Origin of the sequence: Pseudomonas sp. NFPP12, assembly GCF_900103205.1 — a bacterium.
Classification (GTDB): Bacteria; Pseudomonadota; Gammaproteobacteria; order Pseudomonadales; family Pseudomonadaceae; genus Aquipseudomonas; species Aquipseudomonas protegens.
Window position 1 is genome coordinate 824,361 of the sequence record NZ_FMWW01000002.1, and the last position, 16,345, is coordinate 840,705.

Annotated in this window: 15 protein-coding genes and 1 tRNA gene; 4 read left to right on the forward strand and 12 right to left on the reverse strand. The window is 61.7% G+C overall.

The annotated features are described in order from the left end of the window. Positions 1 to 61: 61 nt before the first annotated feature. From secF to queA, 5 genes are all read right to left on the reverse strand, one after another. On the reverse strand, positions 62 to 976 hold the full coding sequence (secF, locus tag BLS75_RS11480) for a protein translocase subunit SecF (protein ID WP_041119737.1): 915 nt from the start codon (positions 974 to 976) through the stop codon (positions 62 to 64). Between the two features lie 9 nt (positions 977 to 985). Further along, complete coding sequence (gene secD / locus BLS75_RS11485; RefSeq protein WP_011063223.1) at positions 986 to 2,854, reverse strand: protein translocase subunit SecD; 1,869 nt, start codon at positions 2,852 to 2,854, stop codon at positions 986 to 988. A 62-nt stretch (positions 2,855 to 2,916) separates the two neighbouring features. Then, positions 2,917 to 3,255 (reverse strand): preprotein translocase subunit YajC, encoded by a 339-nt coding sequence (yajC, locus tag BLS75_RS11490; protein WP_011063224.1) that lies wholly within the window; start codon positions 3,253 to 3,255, stop codon positions 2,917 to 2,919. Positions 3,256 to 3,302: 47 nt separating this feature from the next. After that, complete coding sequence (gene tgt, locus BLS75_RS11495) at positions 3,303 to 4,418, reverse strand: tRNA guanosine(34) transglycosylase Tgt (protein ID WP_162470478.1); 1,116 nt, start codon at positions 4,416 to 4,418, stop codon at positions 3,303 to 3,305. A gap of 14 nt (positions 4,419 to 4,432) precedes the next feature. Continuing rightward, on the reverse strand, positions 4,433 to 5,497 hold the full coding sequence (gene queA, locus BLS75_RS11500) for a tRNA preQ1(34) S-adenosylmethionine ribosyltransferase-isomerase QueA (protein ID WP_072450878.1): 1,065 nt from the start codon (positions 5,495 to 5,497) through the stop codon (positions 4,433 to 4,435). 108 nt (positions 5,498 to 5,605) lie between these two features. Here queA and BLS75_RS11505 point away from each other — a divergent pair. Next, positions 5,606 to 5,690 (forward strand) — tRNA-Leu (locus BLS75_RS11505). Positions 5,691 to 5,792: 102 nt separating this feature from the next. Here the strand turns inward: BLS75_RS11505 and BLS75_RS11510 are convergent. Then, entirely contained in the window at positions 5,793 to 6,461 is a 669-nt protein-coding gene (locus BLS75_RS11510; protein WP_011063235.1) for a M35 family metalloendopeptidase, read from the reverse strand. 426 nt (positions 6,462 to 6,887) lie between these two features. On the opposite strand from BLS75_RS11510, the gene ppk2 reads away from it, so the two are divergent. Continuing rightward, the gene (ppk2, locus tag BLS75_RS11515; RefSeq protein ID WP_161466650.1) at positions 6,888 to 7,784 is read left to right on the forward strand and encodes a polyphosphate kinase 2; all 897 of its coding nucleotides are present in this window, start codon (positions 6,888 to 6,890) and stop codon (positions 7,782 to 7,784) included. Between the two features lie 96 nt (positions 7,785 to 7,880). Here ppk2 and BLS75_RS11520 read toward each other — a convergent pair whose 3' ends face one another. From BLS75_RS11520 to BLS75_RS11535, 4 genes are all read right to left on the reverse strand, one after another. Further along, positions 7,881 to 8,786: a DMT family transporter gene (locus BLS75_RS11520; protein WP_011063237.1), complete on the reverse strand. Its 906-nt coding sequence runs from the start codon at positions 8,784 to 8,786 to the stop codon at positions 7,881 to 7,883. Then, positions 8,776 to 10,098 carry a diaminobutyrate--2-oxoglutarate transaminase gene (gene ectB / locus BLS75_RS11525; RefSeq protein WP_019094259.1) on the reverse strand — a complete coding sequence of 441 codons (1,323 nt, stop codon included), beginning with the start codon at positions 10,096 to 10,098 and terminating at the stop codon, positions 8,776 to 8,778. Before ectB ends, BLS75_RS11520 begins: the two co-directional genes overlap by 11 nt. 65 nt (positions 10,099 to 10,163) lie before the next feature. Beyond that, a complete protein-coding gene (locus BLS75_RS11530) occupies positions 10,164 to 11,507 on the reverse strand; it encodes a SidA/IucD/PvdA family monooxygenase (protein WP_019094258.1) in 1,344 nt (447 codons plus the stop codon). A 127-nt stretch (positions 11,508 to 11,634) separates the two neighbouring features. Continuing rightward, positions 11,635 to 12,258: a glutathione S-transferase family protein gene (locus BLS75_RS11535; protein WP_011063240.1), complete on the reverse strand. Its 624-nt coding sequence runs from the start codon at positions 12,256 to 12,258 to the stop codon at positions 11,635 to 11,637. A gap of 84 nt (positions 12,259 to 12,342) precedes the next feature. Between BLS75_RS11535 and BLS75_RS11540 the strand changes: the two genes are divergently transcribed. Then, positions 12,343 to 13,188 carry a helix-turn-helix domain-containing protein gene (locus BLS75_RS11540; protein ID WP_011063241.1) on the forward strand — a complete coding sequence of 282 codons (846 nt, stop codon included), beginning with the start codon at positions 12,343 to 12,345 and terminating at the stop codon, positions 13,186 to 13,188. Positions 13,189 to 13,237: 49 nt separating this feature from the next. After that, on the forward strand, positions 13,238 to 13,975 hold the full coding sequence (locus tag BLS75_RS11545) for a hypothetical protein (protein ID WP_072450879.1): 738 nt from the start codon (positions 13,238 to 13,240) through the stop codon (positions 13,973 to 13,975). A 16-nt stretch (positions 13,976 to 13,991) separates the two neighbouring features. Here the strand turns inward: BLS75_RS11545 and BLS75_RS11550 are convergent, their stop codons facing one another. Both BLS75_RS11550 and BLS75_RS11555 read right to left on the reverse strand, forming a co-directional pair. Then, on the reverse strand, positions 13,992 to 15,347 hold the full coding sequence (locus tag BLS75_RS11550) for an OprD family outer membrane porin (RefSeq protein WP_072450880.1): 1,356 nt from the start codon (positions 15,345 to 15,347) through the stop codon (positions 13,992 to 13,994). A 59-nt stretch (positions 15,348 to 15,406) separates the two neighbouring features. Beyond that, entirely contained in the window at positions 15,407 to 16,120 is a 714-nt protein-coding gene (locus tag BLS75_RS11555) for an acid phosphatase (RefSeq protein WP_072450881.1), read from the reverse strand. Positions 16,121 to 16,345 lie beyond the last annotated feature (225 nt).

Sequence of the window (16,345 nt, forward strand, 5' to 3'; positions counted from 1 at the left end):
AAAAAAGACGCGAGTTCAACACTCGCGCCTTTTTAACTGACAGCCGGAACAGGTCAGGCCATCAAGGACGGTCGTCCACTTCCTTCTCGGTATTGGCCGGAGGAATCAGGTCTTCACTGTTCAGGTTCAGCCAGATCAGCACCACGTTGGCGATGTAGATCGACGAGTAGGTACCCGCCAATACACCGACGAACAGGGCGATGGAGAAGCCCCACAGGTTGTCGCCACCGAAGAACAGCAGGGCCACGATCGCCAGCAGGGTGGAGATCGAAGTAGCCATGGTGCGCAGCAGGGTCTGGGTGGTCGAGATGTTGATGTTCTCGATCAGGCTGGCCTTGCGCAGCACACGGAAGTTCTCACGCACCCGGTCGAACACCACGATGGTGTCGTTAAGCGAGTAACCGATGATCGCCAGCACCGCCGCCAGCACCGTCAGGTCGAAGGTGATCTGGAAAAACGAGAGGATACCCACGGTCACGATCACGTCGTGGATCAGCGAGACGATGGCACCGACCGCGAACTTCCACTGGAAGCGGAACGCCAGGTAGATGAGGATGCCGCCCAGCGCCATGAGCATGCCGAGGCCACCCTGGTCGCGCAGCTCTTCACCCACCTGCGGGCCGACGAACTCGACGCGCTTGACCTGCGCCGGGTTGTCACCGCCAACCTTCTGCAGCGCTTCAGCCACCTGGTGACCTAGTTGCGGGTCCTCACCCGGCATCCGCACCAGCAGGTCGGTGGTCGCACCGAAACTCTGCACAATGGCTTCGTGATAACCGGCGTCGTTCAGTTGCGAACGCACCTTCATCACATCCGCCGGACGTTCGTAGGTCAGCTCGATGAGCGTACCGCCGGTGAAGTCCAGACCGTAGTTCAAGCCCTTATGGAACCAGCTGAACAACGCCAGGACGGTAAGGAGCACAGTGACGCCGAACGCAACGTTGCGCACGCCCATGAAGTTAATAGTACGTAACATGGCAGCCCCTTAAATCCACAACTTCTTGAAGTCACGACCGCCGAAGATCAGGTTGACCATCGCGCGGGTCAGCCAGATGGCCGTGAACATCGAGGTAAAGATCCCGAGGGACATGGTCACCGCAAAGCCCTTGACCGGGCCGGTGCCCATGGCAAAGAGGATGCCACCCACCAGCAATGTGGTCAGGTTGGAGTCCAGAATCGCGGTGAATGCCCGGCCGAAGCCTTCGTTGATTGCTCGCTGCACGGTCATGCCGGCGGCGATCTCTTCACGTATCCGCGAGAAGATCAGCACGTTGGCGTCCACCGCCATGCCCATGGTCAGCACGATACCGGCGATACCCGGCAGGGTCAGCGTAGCCCCCAGCAGGGACATCAGGGCCAGCAGCAACACCATGTTCAAGGCCAGCGCCACAGTGGCGATCACCCCGAAGAAGCGGTAGATGGCGATGATGAACAGCGACACGAACAGCATGCCCCACAGCGACGCATCGATACCCTTGGTGATGTTGTCAGCACCCAGGCTCGGACCGATTGTGCGCTCTTCAGCGAAGTACATCGGCGCCGCCAGACCACCGGCACGCAACAGCAGCGCCAGTTCGGAGGATTCGCCCTGGCCATTGAGGCCAGTGATACGGAATTGACTGCCCAGCGGCGACTGGATGGTCGCCAGGCTGATGATCTTCTTCTCTTCCTTGAACGCCTGGACCGGCACGTCCTTCTCGACGCCGTCGACCACCTGCTTGGTATAGGTGGTGATCGGCTTCTGCTCGATGAAGATCACCGCCATGCTGCGACCGACGTTGCTGCGGGTCGAACGGTTCATCAGCTCGCCACCGTGGCCATCAAGCTTGATGTTCACCTGCGGGCGGCCATGCTCGTCGTAACCGGCCTGGGCATCGGTCACCTGGTCACCGGTGATGATCAGGCCACGCTCGATCTGCGCTGGAGGACGATTGCCCTCACGGAATTCGAAGGACTCGGAAGTCGCCTTGGAAGCACCCGGCTCGGCGGCCAGACGGAACTCCAGGTTGGCGGTCTTGCCCAGGATCCGCTTGGCTTCAGCGGTGTCCTGCACGCCCGGCAGCTCAACCACGATACGGTTGGCACCCTGGCGCTGAACCAGAGGCTCGGCCACACCCAGCTCATTGACCCGGTTACGCACGGTGGTCAAGTTCTGCTTGATGGAGTATTCGCGGATTTCCGCCAGCTTGGCTGGGGTCATCGCCAGACGCAGCACCGGTTGGCCATTGAGGTCGGCCGGTACGATATCGAAATCATTGAAGTTCTTGCGGATCAGCGAACGGGCCTGCTCACGGCTGTCTTCATCGCTGAAGCCCAGCTGGATGGCGCCATTGAGCTGCGGCAGGCTGCGATAGCGCAGGCGCTCTTTGCGCAGCAGGCTCTTGACGTCGCCTTCATAGACTTTCAGGCGGGCGTCGAGGGCTTTGTCCATGTCCACTTCCAGCAGGAAGTGCACACCACCGGACAAGTCCAGACCCAGTTTCATCGGGTGCGCACCGAGGTTGCGCAGCCATTGCGGAGTGGTTTGCGCCAGGTTCAACGCCACCACATAGTCATCGCCCAGCGCCTTGCGCACTACATCCTTGGCCGGAAGCTGGTCTTCCTTGTTGGTCAAGCGCAGCAGGCCACCCTTGCCGTTGGCGGCAATGGAAGAAGCCTTGACGTTGATGCCGGCGTCGGTGAGCGCTTTGCTCGCACGATCCAGATCCGCCTGAGTGACCTGCAACGCGGTACTCGCGCCACTGACCTGAATGGCCGGATCATCAGGGTATAGATTGGGAGCGGAATAAATAAAACCGATCGCCAGCACCGCCAGGATCAGTAGGTACTTCCACAGAGGATATTTGTTCAGCATCACGCCGCCCGTTTATGACGCGGGGCGCCTTGCGCGCCCCGTCGATTGGTAAAAGATGAAACTTAGATCGCTTTCAGCGTGCCTTTTGGCAGCGTGGCAGCGATCGCGCCCTTCTGGAACTTCAGTTCAACGGAGTCCGACACTTCCAGAACCACGAAGTCGTCGGTCACTTTGTTGATCTTGCCGGCAATACCGCCGGTGGTCACAACTTCGTCGCCTTTCTGCAGGCTACCCAGCAGGTTCTTCTGCTCTTTGGCGCGCTTGGCCTGTGGGCGCCAGATCATCAGATAGAAGATGACCAGGAAGCCGACCAGGAAAATCCACTCGAAACCAGTGCCGGCAGGACCGGCAGCGGCAGGTGCAGCGGCGTCCGCATACGCGGCAGGGATCAAAAAGCTCATTTAACACTCCGATAATTTCAGAATTAGTGTCTTAACGTCTTTAGAACTTATTCTAAAGGCGGCACGGGTAACCCGCGTTTGGCATAGAAGGAATCGACAAAGGCGGCCAATGTACCTTGTTGAATAGCCTCGCGCAAACCAGCCATAAGACGCTGGTAATGGCGCAAATTATGGATGGTATTGAGCATACTCCCGAGCATTTCCCCACACTTGTCCAAGTGGTGCAGATAAGCACGGGAGAAGTTCTGGCAGGTGTAGCAATCACAAGTTGGGTCCAGCGGCGAATCATCATGGCGATGGAACGCGTTACGGATCTTCAGCACGCCTGTATCGATGAACAGATGCCCATTGCGGGCATTGCGGGTTGGCATCACGCAATCGAACATGTCCACACCGCGGCGCACACCCTCAACCAGATCTTCCGGCTTGCCAACTCCCATAAGGTAACGAGGTTTGTCGGCTGGCATCTGGCCTGGCAGGTAGTCCAGGACCTTGATCATTTCATGCTTGGGCTCGCCCACCGACAGGCCGCCAATGGCCAGGCCGTCGAAGCCGATCTTGTCCAGGCCTTCCAGGGAGCGCATGCGCAGGTCCTGGTGCATGCCGCCCTGGACGATACCGAACAGCGCCGCGGTGTTGTCGCCGTGGGCATTCTTCGAGCGCTGGGCCCAGCGCAGGGACAGCTCCATGGAGATTCGCGCCACGTCTTCATCAGCCGGGTACGGCGTGCATTCATCGAAGATCATCACGATGTCCGAACCCAGGTCGCGCTGCACTTGCATCGACTCTTCCGGGCCCATGAACACCTTGGCGCCGTCCACCGGCGAGGCGAAGGTCACGCCCTCTTCCTTGATCTTGCGCATGGCACCCAGGCTGAACACCTGGAAGCCGCCGGAGTCGGTCAGAATCGGGCCTTTCCACTGCATGAAATCATGCAGGTCACCGTGGGCCTTGATCACTTCCGTACCCGGGCGCAGCCACAGGTGGAAGGTGTTGCCGAGGATGATTTCGGCGCCGGTAGCGACGATATCCCGCGGCAGCATGCCCTTGACCGTGCCATAGGTGCCCACCGGCATGAAGGCCGGGGTTTCCACCGTGCCGCGGGGGAAGGTCAGGCGACCGCGACGAGCCTTGCCATCAGTGGCCAGGAGCTCGAAGGACATACGACAAGTGCGACTCATACAGTTTCCTCGGGGGCCAGATCCTTGGGAGCGGTCGGCGCGGGATTACGGGTGATGAACATCGCATCACCGTAGCTGAAAAAGCGGTATCCATTTTCCACCGCGGCGCGATAGGCGGCCATGGTTTCGGGATAGCCGGCGAACGCCGAAACCAGCATCAACAGCGTGGATTCCGGCAGATGGAAGTTGGTCACCAGGGCATCGACCACATGGAACGGCCGGCCCGGGTAGATAAAGATGTCGGTGTCGCCACTGAACGGCTTGAGCACGCCATCACGCGCGGCGCTTTCCAGGGAGCGCACGCTGGTGGTGCCCACTGCCACCACCCGGCCACCGCGAGCCCGGCACGCAGCGACTGCATCCACCACGTCCTGGCCGACTTCCAGCCACTCGTGGTGCATATGGTGATCTTCGATGCGCTCGACCCGCACCGGCTGGAAGGTGCCAGCCCCCACGTGCAGGGTGACGAATGCGGTCTCCACGCCCTTGGCGGCAATGGCCTCCAGCAGCGGCTGGTCGAAATGCAGCCCGGCGGTCGGTGCCGCCACCGCGCCCAGGCGCTGGGCGTACACGGTCTGGTAACGCTCGCGATCGGCGCCTTCATCCGGACGGTCTATATAAGGAGGCAACGGCATGTGCCCGACCCGGTCCAGCAGCGGCAGCACTTCTTCGGCAAAGCCCAGCTCGAAGAGCGTGTCATGGCGCGCCAGCATCTCGGCTTCGCCACCGCCGTCGATGAGGATCTTCGACCCAGGCTTGGGCGACTTGCTGGAGCGCACATGGGCCAGCACACGGTGGCTGTCCAGCACCCGCTCGACGAGGATTTCCAGCTTGCCGCCGGAAGCCTTCTGACCGAACAGACGGGCCGGAATCACCCGGGTATTGTTGAACACCATCAGATCGCCCGGGCGCAAATGCTCAAGCAAATCAGTGAATTGACGGTGGACCAAGGCGCCGGTTGGCCCATCCAGGGTCAACAGACGGCTGCCGCGACGCTCGGCCAGTGGATGGCGGGCGATCAGCGAATCAGGAAGCTCGAAGGTAAAGTCAGCAACGCGCATGATGGGGTTCGTCTAGCAGGGCCGGAAAGTTTAGCGGATTAAGCAAAAATTGACCATGAAAGCCGATTGACCAACGGTAAGCGCCTCTCTATACTTCGCCGCCATTGAGCCCTGATGGCGGAATTGGTAGACGCGGCGGATTCAAAATCCGTTTTCGCAAGAAGTGGGAGTTCGAGTCTCCCTCGGGGCACCAAACATGAAAAAAGACCTTGAAATCCAAGGTCTTTTTTTTCGCCTGCAGAAAAGTGCCAGCACGGCGCACACCTCCCGTTGCGGGCCTCTTTCCCCGCCCTGCTCAGTCGTACAAGTCCTCCACGTAGTACTCGTAGTTGTCGGCATTCTCCACCGCGTCGCTCGGGCGGTTGGCTCCCAGGTTCTGCGATCCCGCCACGCCGTAGGCGCCGGGGATATCGGTGGTGTGGCCAATGGAATGGGTCAGTTCATGCACCACGGTACCGGCCTGGGTATCGAAACCCACGCGCGGCGGCAGGGCAAAGAATGCCGTGCAGAACCAGGCCTGCACGTCCCCGCGGGCGTTGACGTAGGTGGCGGCGATATCCCCGGGCGCGTCGCAGGGGTCATTCGGGTTGACCCGGCAATAGGCCGTCAGGGTGTTGCCACTGTTGAGCTTGAAACGCACCCCGTCGAGCACTGCACGCACCCGCTGGTAGCGATCCTGGCTGAAGGTACCGAACCAGGTCCGGTAGGCCAGGTCCTGATTGCGGCGAAAGGTCGCTTCATTGTTGTTGACCTGGTTGTAGGCATTGGTCGACCAGGTAGTAGCGACAGCCACGGCATTACTCACCGCGGTACGGTCAGCCTGGGTGGCACAGGAACCGTCAAACGCCACGTTGATGGCGAGCGCCGATTGCGCCAGCGCACCCAGGCCCAGTAGCAGCAACAGACTTTGCCAGCGACGCGCCAGACGACGGCGGCTTGAATGAACAACGGTATCAGTATCCATATTCAGCATCCTTCCATGCAGGTTCCGAGGAATGTCGCTCCCCCTGCCAGGGGCGACACTCGCATTGGATTCCCGAGGCTCGCGGTGCATCAGCAGGAATTGCTTCCGTAGCCGGCGCCAGGGCCCCGCGCGCCTGATACAAGCATCTCTCGGGCACATCCTTGATGGAGGTCAAAGAGCCGACGTTTGAGGGCCATACACTTGTAAGTGAACATTTGAACGAGACGCACAGGCCCTCCTTATATGAGTGAAGAATCCACCCTCCGCACCCAACCCAAAGCCTTGCCGGAAGCCAGCTCCGCCAGCCCTGCCAAGAGCACCCCGCGCAAACCCGCAACGCCGCGCCCGCGTCGCCCACGCACAGCGAGCAAGGCTGCACCGGTGAAAGCCGCCGAGGCCGAGATCAGCGCCATCAGCCAGAAGCCCATGGCCCTGCAGGTGGCCAGCGCGCCGCGCGGCTCCAACGAAGACAGCGTCTCCGCTGCGCTGCCGGGCAATTATCCGTACCGCAACCGCATGCGCCGCGCCGAGTACGAAAAGGCCAAGAACGAACTGCAGATCGAACTGCTCAAGGTGCAAAGCTGGGTCAAGGAAACCGGGCAGCGCATCGTGGTGCTGTTCGAAGGCCGTGACGCTGCTGGCAAGGGCGGCACCATCAAGCGCTTCATGGAACACCTCAACCCCCGCGGCGCGCGGATCGTGGCCCTGGAAAAGCCCTCGGAACAGGAAAAGGGCCAGTGGTACTTCCAGCGCTATATCCAGCACCTGCCCACCGCCGGGGAAATGGTCTTCTTCGACCGCTCCTGGTACAACCGCGCCGGGGTGGAACGGGTGATGGAGTTCTGCTCGCCCCTGCAATACCTGGAGTTCATGCGCCAGACCCCGGAGCTGGAGCGCATGCTGTGCAACAGCGGCATCCTGATGTTCAAGTTCTGGTTCTCGGTGAACCGCGAAGAACAGCTGCGCCGCTTCATCTCCCGTCGGGACGACCCGCTCAAGCACTGGAAGCTCTCGCCCATCGACATCAAGTCCCTGGACAAGTGGGACGAGTACACCGCCGCCAAACAGGCGATGTTCTTCCACACCGACACCGCCGATGCCCCTTGGACGGTGATCAAGTCCGATGACAAGAAGCGCGCGCGAATCAACTGTATCCGCCACTTCCTGCACGAGCTGGACTACCCGGGCAAGGACCTGAAAGTCGCCCACGCCCCGGACCCATTGCTGGTGGGCCGCGCCTCGCGGGTACTGGAAGAGGATGAAGGCACCCAGGCCCAGGCTGCGACAGATCCGCGAGCCACGCGCCTGGCCTTGTCGGCCTGAATCCCGGGCAAAAAAAACTGCGCGCAGACAGGCGGGTCTGTGCGCAGCAAAAGTCGAGCGGATCTATGAATCAGAGCACTGGATCAGCTCGAGGCCTCAGGCAGCCTCGGTCACCGGCGTCACCTTCTCCGGTGGTTTGATAGAGCCGATGTACACCGCAAAGATGGTCAGCAGCGCACCCGCGATCTGCAGCGCCGAGCTGGCCTTGCCGAGAAACGCCACATCGACGAAGTAGGTGATCACCGGCTCCAGCAGCAGGATCAGCCCCGCCAGGCCCAGGCTGATGGCACCGATGGAGCGGTTGACCAGCAACCAGCCCACGAATTGCACCATCACCCCGTAGATGATCAGCATCACCAGGGTCTGCCCATCGACGATGGCCAGGCTTTCCCCCATGGCCAGGGCATACACCAGCAGCACCAGCGCGGCCCACAGGCTCAGGTTGAGCATCTGTGCGATCTTGTCGCCCCCACCGTCAGGCAACTGCGTGTTGACCTTGAGGAAATACACGCAAATGGCGTAGGCCAGGCCCGAGAGCACGCCATAGACCACACCCTTGATGCCCACTGCACTGGTCATTTCCGGCAGCAGCAACAGGTACAGGCCGATAAACGCCAGGGTGATGGAGATCAGGAAGTAGATCGACGGCTTCTCCTTGAGCAGGTACAGCCCCAGCAGGGTCATGAAGAACACCTGGCAGTTGGTCAGGATCGAGCCGATGCCGGGGCCGACGATGTAGATGCTCTGGTGCCAGAGCACCAGGTCGATGGCCAGGAACACCCCGGCCAGGGCCGTGTACAGCTGCGCCTTGGCGCTCTTGAGCAGCACCGGGATGCGCCGCACCTTGAGCAGCAGGAAGAACAGGATCGAGGCGAACAGCATGCGGTAGAACCCGGCCCCACCGGCGCCGATGTGGGCAAAGGCCACGGCCAGCGCCGACAGGCTGAGCATCAAGCCACCAATGGTCAGCTCGATGATGGCGCGGTTGGTATTAGTCGACATGCGCGACTCCATTAATGAAGACCAGAGGATCGACGTCCTGGTCCGGGTCACTTAACTTGCCCTGCTCCAGCACCTGTTGCATGGCGTCGAAAATGCTCGCCAGGCCGGCCTGCAGCGTTTCGCTGCTGATGGTCAGCGCCGGCATCAGCTTGAGTACCTGGTCCACCGGACCGCAGCGCTCGATGATCAGGCGGCGGGCGAAGCAGGCACGCATCACCGCGGCGGCCAGGGCCGGGTCGTGGAACTCGATGCCGTAGAACAGCCCGCGTCCGCGCACATCCTTGATATGCCCGGCGAAGCGTTCGGTCACCTCAGCCAGCCACTCCTTGAGCTGTGCTTCGTTGGCCTGGATGTGCTTGACCAGGCGGTCATCGCTCCAGAACTCCTGCACGGTCTTGGTGGCGGCGACAAAGGCCAGGGTGTTGCCGCGGAAAGTGCCGTTGTCCTCGCCAGGGGACCATTGGTCCAGTTCCGGGCGATGCAGCAACAGGGCGAAAGGCAAGCCGTAGCCGCTGAGGGACTTGGACAGGCAGACCATGTCCGGGGTGATGCCCGAGGGCTCGAAGCTGAAGAAGGTCCCGGTGCGGCCGCAGCCGGCCTGGATGTCGTCGACGATCAGCAGGATGCCGTGCTCGGCGGTCAGTTGGCGCAGGCGCTGGAGAAACTCTGCCGAAGCCACGTTGATCCCGCCTTCGCCCTGGATGGTTTCCAGGATCACCGCTGCCGGCAGGTCCATGCCGGAACTGTTGTCCTTGACCAGGCGCTCGAAGTAGGCGATGGAATCCAGGCCTTCCAGGTAACCGTCGAACGGCATGCGGAACACATAGGGATCGACCCCTGGCTGGCGGTTGTCACGGTTGCCGGTCAGCCCCAGGGAGGTGTTGGACATGCCGTGGAAGCCGTTGGTGAAGGCCACGATGTGCCGGCGCCCGGTGACCTTGCGCGCCAGTTTGACCGCCGACTCCACCACGCTGGTGCCGGTGGGCGAGGTGAACTGCATTTTGTAGGGCAGGGCCCGGGGCGCCAGGATGATCTTGCGGAAGTTGTAGATGAACTCCTGCTTGGCCCGGCTGTGCATGTCCAGGGCAGCCTGGATGCCGTCCCGTTGCAGGTAGTCGATCACCGCGGCCTTCACCGCCTTGGGGTTGTGGCCATAGTTCACGGATCCGGCGCAGCTCAGGAAATCGATATAGGCCTGGCCTTTCAGGTCATACAGATGACTGCCCTGGGCCTGGTCGAAGACCACCGGAAAGCTGCGGCAGTAACTGCGCGCCGAAGACTCCACATCCGCAAATACGCCCAACTCATCCATTTCTGAAATATCCATTGCTGCCTGCTCACATAAAGGGGTCGAGGTTCAGGATTCGATGCAGCGGCTCAAGCGATCTTTTCTGCAGCCTGGGCCAGGCCCAGTTGCTGGTTCAGCGAGTTGAAAATGTCCCGCGAGCGCAGCGACAGCAGGCTGAAGGAGCCGGCATCGCCATAGCCGTGGGAGGATTCGCACAGACCATTGAGGTACAACGCGGGCAGATGGCTGCCCTTGGCTGCGGCCAGGCTGTAGTCGCGCCCGATGCGGATCACGCCCTGAGCGTCGCTCTCCAGGTGTTCGGCCAGGTCCTTGAGGATCGCCGGGTAGCGTTCTTCCTGGGGGCCGGTGCCGAGGTTGCGAAAACCCGTGGCCAGGACGATCGCGTCCAGCCCGCCCAGCTCCTCGGTGGCGTGGGTGCTGCTGTTGCGCAGCGACAGGCTGTAGCCCTCGCCGTCCGGCGTGCAGCCCTGGATCTCGCTGAGCCCCTTGATGATCACGCGCTCGCGGCCCTGCAGCTTGTCCTCATACATGCCCACGTAGAGTTCCTTGATTACGTCGGCATCGGCAGCGGAATAGTTGGTGTAGTGCAGGTGGCGGTTGATGTTCTTCTTCGCCTCGGCGGAGCTGTTGTAGTACTGGTCGACGAAGGACGGGAAGTACACGTGCTCGCTGAACTGGCTGGTGTCCTTGAGGCGGAAGCCGTAGCCGCGCTGCACGCTGACGATTTCCAGGTTCGGGTAGGTGTGGCGCAGGTGCAGGATGATTTCGATGGCGCTCTGGCTGCCGCCGACCACCGCCACGCGCTTGAGCTCACCCTTCTGCGCCAGGCTGGCCAGGCGCCCCAGGTACTGGGTCAGGTGGAACACCCGGTCCGCCGCGGCGTTGGCGAACACCTGCGGAATCACCGGGGTGCGGCCCGGGGCCAGGACCACGGAGCGCGCCTGGTACTGCACGCCGGCCTGGGTGGTGATGGTGTAGAGGTTGCTGGCCGGGTCGACCTGGATCTGGCTCACGCTCTGGTTGTAGGCCACGTCCCGGGCGAAAAAGCCGGCAACCCAGCGTACGTACTCGGCGAACTCGCTGCGCAGAGGGAACTCCAGGCCCAGGTTCAGGTGTTCGAACAGGCGGTCGTTCTCGAACAGGAAGTTGGTGAAGGTATAGCGGCTGCGCGGGTTGCGCGGCGTTACCAGGTCACGGCTCGGGTGGTTCTGGATATCGCTGCCGGAGAGCATCATCTCCGGCTGCCATTGAGTGCTCGCGTGACGCTCGAGAAACAGCCGGGTGCCGGCAAATTCCATCTCTTCCATGGCGATGGCCAGGGCGATGTTCGCCGGGCCAAAACCGATGCCGATCACGTCGTAAACTTGCCCTTCACGGCCAACATCCTTGGCAGTCACTTTATGAACACTCATAAATTCCCCTTCCTGCAACAAAAGTCAGACTCGAAAAAGCAGAAAAAACACCAGGGTCTTTTCTGCCTTCCGTCAAATAGCCATTAATTTTTAGTTAGCGTTATTCGTTATAAATAGTTCGGCTTTTTCAAACTTCTTCCGCAGCCAACTTCAGCCACTTTTGTACTGGCGGGTAGGCCAGAACTTGTTCGACATAAGCCTGAAGTTGTGCCGGCACCGCCACGCCATAACGACGGAAGCGGAACACCACCGGTACGAACATGGCATCGACGATGCCGAAGTCGCCGCACAGGAACTGCTTGGAGCCGCTGGCGTGGCGCAGGTTGGTCCAGATGTCGAAGATCCGCTGGATCTCTTCCTGGGTGTCGGCGGTCAGCGGCTCGGGGGTATCGCCGGTGTTCAGGCCGAAGGACATCTGGGTACGCAGGTTGACGAACCCGGAGTGCATTTCCGCCGCGGCAGCGCGGGCCTGGGCCTTGACCAGCGGGTCCTGGGGCCACAGATTGGCCGCCGGATAGGCACCGGCAACGTACTCGCAGATGGCCAGGCTGTCGTTGATCACCACCTTGTCCAGCAGCAGTGCCGGCACCTTGCCCGAGGGCGAATAGCGCAGGATCTGCTGGCGGGTGTCATCCTGTTCCAGCTTGACCTGAAGGGTCTCGAAGGAGACGTCTGCCGTTACAAGAACCAGCCATGCACGAAATGACCATGAAGACTTTTTGTAATCCCCAATAACTAGTTTTGTAGGCATCACTTCCCCTAGCTCGCATTGTGAAATGGGTGCTAAATTTAGCGGCCCTCTTTTCCAACGTATTGCACAAAACTGGACAAACTCATGGATGAGCACCAACCCGGCAAAGTCTTTAGGCCAGACAAGGATTTCGTGCAGTTTTGGCGAATACCAGAAGGCGACTGTGAGTTGTTATCGGCGCGTTACAGCACTCAGTCTTTTGGCAGGCATTCACATGATCGGTATGCAGTAGGCGTTATAAGCAGCGGGGTGGAAAAACTCTTCTATAGAGGCAGCTACTACTTGGGCAGCGCCGGCAGCGTGGTCACCATCACCCCGGGGGAAATTCATGACGGCCTCCCCGGGCATGACCAGGGCTGGATGTACCGCATGCTTTACCTCGACCCGGGCTGGGTCAACCGGGTGATTTTCCAGGGCCGCTTCGGCGCCGAGCACATCCATCTGTTCCAGAATGCCCTGAACCTGGACCCCAGCTTTGCCCTGACCTTCCTCCAGCAACACCAGATCATCGAAAATTCCCCACCCAGCCTGGAGCGCGAATCCATCCTCCTGGACCTGGTGACCCAACTCTTCGAACGCAGCGGCGCCCCCATTGCCGCCATCGCCAGCGCCGAGCGCAGCGCCGTCAAGTTCATCAAGAAGAAGCTCGAAGACGAATACGCCCGGCACATTCCCCTGGAAGAACTGGCGCAACTGGTGGACATGGACCCGCTGTACCTGATCCGCGTGTTCAAGAAGACCGTCGGCGTCTCGCCCCACAGCTACCAGATCCAGAAGCGCGTGGCCCAGGTGCAGAACCTGCTGCGCACCGGCGCCAGCCTGGCGGAAGCCTCGTTCAGCTGCGGCTTCTTCGATCAGAGCCACATGACCCGCGCCTTCAAGAAGGTGGTGGGCATTACCCCCGGCAGTTTCCGTAACAGCCGCGCCTGAGGCGCGGCCTTCTTTCCCTGTTGTTCCCGTTTGAGCAAGGACCCGCTGTATGCCCACGATCCAGACCCCGGAATGCACACAACTGCCGGCCGGCGCCGTCGCCTACCCCGATGCCCAGGAGGTGTTCGTCGCCGACCAGCAGGAACTGGCCGAGCACCTGCTGCCGCTGCTGTCCATCGACGCCAACCTGATCAACCCCGGCTGGTCCGGGCGCCTGCACCTGCTGAGCCCCATCGAACCCGATGAGGGGCTGGTAGGCGAATTGACGGCAGACTGCGGCTTTGGCAGCGAACTGCTGAAGACCAACTGGATCGGCTTCAAGATCGAGAACGGCCGCTACCGCCTGTGCGGCGACCCGCGCTACTTCTTCCTGCACCCGGGCAATGCCGATCTGCCCGAGCCCCGGCGCAACGTGCGGGCCAGCCTGCAACGCCATTACGCCCAAGAGCACGCCACCTACCAAGCCTCGCGCCAGCGCTACCAGGAACTCGGCCGCCTGACCTGGCCGGAGGACAGCGACTACCACATGACCTTCATCGACCAGATGGCCGGCATCGCCGAGGGCTATGGCAACTGGGTGGAAACCGTGGAATTTCCCATGGACATCATCGAAGCCAAGGATGACAGCGGCGACATCGACGTCTGGCCCTTGAGCCCCGCTGGCCGGCGCTTCGAGCACGCGCTCAGCGTACCGGCCAGCCACTACGGAATCAGCGGCGCCGACCTGATCGTGATGTTCTACGAACCGGTGGAAGGGCTGGTGCTGTTCTGCTTCGACTGGTCCTGAGTCCCACCCCGCCCCTTCAGAACAGCGCCAGCGGATACTGCACGCGAATCCGCAACTGGTCGATGGAACCATCGGCCTGGGCGCTGTTGCCTCGGTGCCAGATCTGCGTGGCCCGCAGGTGCAGGCCCTTCAGCGAACCGCTGCTGAAGGTGTAGCTCAAATCCAGGTCGGTTTCGTGATGACGGCCATCTTCGCCATACAGGCCACGGTAGATGCTGTTGGCCGGGGCATGACTGCCATCCACTCCCCAGCCCCGCTGATAACGCAGCCCCAGGTTCAAGTCCGGCAGCCCAAGCCAGGCCAGGCGCTGGTCGTAACGCAATTGCCAGGAGCGTTCCCGTGGCCCGTTGAAATCCGAGTAGGACGCGGAGTTGGCCAGGACGATGGATTGCCCGGTCTGGCCGTCTCCGAAACCTATGTAGTCGAACGGGGTATCCGAAAACGAGCGCTGGTAGGCCAGGGTCAAGCGATGGGCATCGAAACGGTACGCCAGGGCGTGGGAGGCGATCAGGTTGTCGATGGGGCCAAACAACGAGGCGCCGCTATCCCGGGTGCGATACAGGTTGAAGGTGTTGCTCAGGCTGCGCTCGCCAGCCAGTTCCAGGGTGTGGTCCAGGTTGAGGTAATGCTGGGTCCAGACGTCCTCCAGTTGCCCCAGGTAATAAGCCCCGCGCCACTGCTCGCCCTTGTAGTTCAGCCCCAGGTACTGGGCGCTGTCGATATTGATCCGCGCCCCGGACAAACGTCCGTATACCGTGGAAATCCCGCCTCTGGCCCTGCTTTCGGTGGGGCCGGACAAGGCACTCAGCCGCGCCGCTTCCAGGCTCAGCCCGTCCCAGTCGCGCTGCAACTGCCAGCCGTAGGCCATCCCGGGAATGATCCGGCTGTTGTTGGCCGCCAGTACCGGCGCCTGGGTGGTGAAATTGCCATAACGCAGCTGTGCCTCGGCCACCTTGAGCTTGAGGGCACCGCCAACCTTGCCATGGCTGTCCCGCGGATGCCCCTTGCCGTCCAACGCCAGGGTGCCGGTGCCGGTGCGCCCACCGCCACTGTCGAGCTTGAAGGCCTGCATGGCAAAGGCATCGAACCCCAGGCCCAGAAGCCCGGGGGTAAAACCGGAACGGTAATACAGCTGCACCGACTGGCCCCACTCCTGGCGATAACCATTGCGCTCACTACGCGGTTTGTAGCGGTTACGGCCACTGTTGTTGGGCCCGTTGCGGTAATCCCGGGCGAAGTACTGGTTATCGAAAAAAATCCGGGCCTCGCCCTCGGTGAACAGCTCCTCCCAGTCCTCATCTCCAGCCTGGCTGATACCGCCCGGGCCCAGCCACAACCCCAGCAGCACAATGCTTGTGCGATACACGAACATGGCACTGTTCCTTGTCAGTGAAGGAGCGCCGCCCGTAGCCGGCGCTAAGGGATAGGAGGTCAATCCAGGGCCAGGGTGGCGCGCAGTTCGCGCCGGGCCCGGTTGAAGTCGTCAAGGGCCTCAGGGTTGTGCAGCAGCTCGACGGCCAGGGCCACCGCCGAGATCCGCCCCCCCTCAAGGTCCGTGGGGTAATGCACCCCGGCCACCACTCGGCTTTGCCCCGCGGCAGCGGCCCGTGCAAACAGCTCGTCACGCTTTTCCGGGACCATCCGCGCCAGGAGAATGGCGCTCAGGTAGGCATCCATGGTGTGCCCGCTGGGGTAGGACTCGCCCATCGGCGGCGCCAGCACCGGCTTTACCTCGGCGCTCAGCTCATAAGGCCGGGGGCGGGCGAAATGGGCCTTGGCAGGCATCAGGGTCTGCACCAGGTCCTTGAGGGTGCGGCGGAAGAACTGCGCAGTCAGCGGGTGCCGGTCGAGAGTGAACTGCGGCCCGAAAATCTCCCCGGCAAAGGGAAATACCGCGTCGCTCAGATGATCGTCGCGTTTGGCCTGCGCCACCTGCTGCGGCGTGCGTTGGCCCTGGACCAGCAGTACGGCCTCCAGGTCCTGGCGGTCCTCGGAGCTGCCGGCAAGTGGTGGTGGAGGCAGGAAGGCCGCCAGATCCAGCGCCTGAGGCGCCAGGTAGGGCTGCACCGGCGGCTGCGCCGCATGAGTGCCAAGACTGACGATCAGCAAAATAGCGCCCAGCATGGCTAAAGGTTTACCAGTCATGAAGCAGATCCTTTCTTTGGGACGAGCAATAGCGGCCCGCGACAGAGGCCACAGACAGAGAAGTGCGATTGCAGGAAGGACAAACTCAGGGCGGCGCTTGAGGCCGTGATGTCTGGCACATGCCAGTGGACGAACAGCGGAAGACGTGATGTTCAGAACCTTGGCCCGGGGCCAGGTACTGCACAGGCGGATCGATCAATGTCCAGGCGGCAGGCGCGTTCCGGA

What these genes read in the sequence shown, in the direction of transcription:
- secF (WP_041119737.1), bottom strand. Translation starts at nt 976, where the DNA reads ATGTTACGTACTATTAACTTCATGGGCGTGCGCAACGTTGCGTTCGGC.
- secD (WP_011063223.1), bottom strand. Translation starts at nt 2,854, where the DNA reads ATGCTGAACAAATATCCTCTGTGGAAGTACCTACTGATCCTGGCGGTG.
- yajC (WP_011063224.1), bottom strand. Translation starts at nt 3,255, where the DNA reads ATGAGCTTTTTGATCCCTGCCGCGTATGCGGACGCCGCTGCACCTGCC.
- tgt (WP_162470478.1), bottom strand. Translation starts at nt 4,418, where the DNA reads ATGTCCTTCGAGCTCCTGGCCACTGATGGCAAGGCTCGTCGCGGTCGC.
- queA (WP_072450878.1), bottom strand. Translation starts at nt 5,497, where the DNA reads ATGCGCGTTGCTGACTTTACCTTCGAGCTTCCTGATTCGCTGATCGCC.
- BLS75_RS11510 (WP_011063235.1), bottom strand. Translation starts at nt 6,461, where the DNA reads ATGGATACTGATACCGTTGTTCATTCAAGCCGCCGTCGTCTGGCGCGT.
- ppk2 (WP_161466650.1), top strand. Translation starts at nt 6,888, where the DNA reads ATGGCCCTGCAGGTGGCCAGCGCGCCGCGCGGCTCCAACGAAGACAGC.
- BLS75_RS11520 (WP_011063237.1), bottom strand. Translation starts at nt 8,786, where the DNA reads ATGTCGACTAATACCAACCGCGCCATCATCGAGCTGACCATTGGTGGC.
- ectB (WP_019094259.1), bottom strand. Translation starts at nt 10,098, where the DNA reads ATGGATGAGTTGGGCGTATTTGCGGATGTGGAGTCTTCGGCGCGCAGT.
- BLS75_RS11530 (WP_019094258.1), bottom strand. Translation starts at nt 11,507, where the DNA reads ATGAGTGTTCATAAAGTGACTGCCAAGGATGTTGGCCGTGAAGGGCAA.
- BLS75_RS11535 (WP_011063240.1), bottom strand. Translation starts at nt 12,258, where the DNA reads ATGCCTACAAAACTAGTTATTGGGGATTACAAAAAGTCTTCATGGTCA.
- BLS75_RS11540 (WP_011063241.1), top strand. Translation starts at nt 12,343, where the DNA reads ATGGATGAGCACCAACCCGGCAAAGTCTTTAGGCCAGACAAGGATTTC.
- BLS75_RS11545 (WP_072450879.1), top strand. Translation starts at nt 13,238, where the DNA reads ATGCCCACGATCCAGACCCCGGAATGCACACAACTGCCGGCCGGCGCC.
- BLS75_RS11550 (WP_072450880.1), bottom strand. Translation starts at nt 15,347, where the DNA reads ATGTTCGTGTATCGCACAAGCATTGTGCTGCTGGGGTTGTGGCTGGGC.
- BLS75_RS11555 (WP_072450881.1), bottom strand. Translation starts at nt 16,120, where the DNA reads ATGACTGGTAAACCTTTAGCCATGCTGGGCGCTATTTTGCTGATCGTC.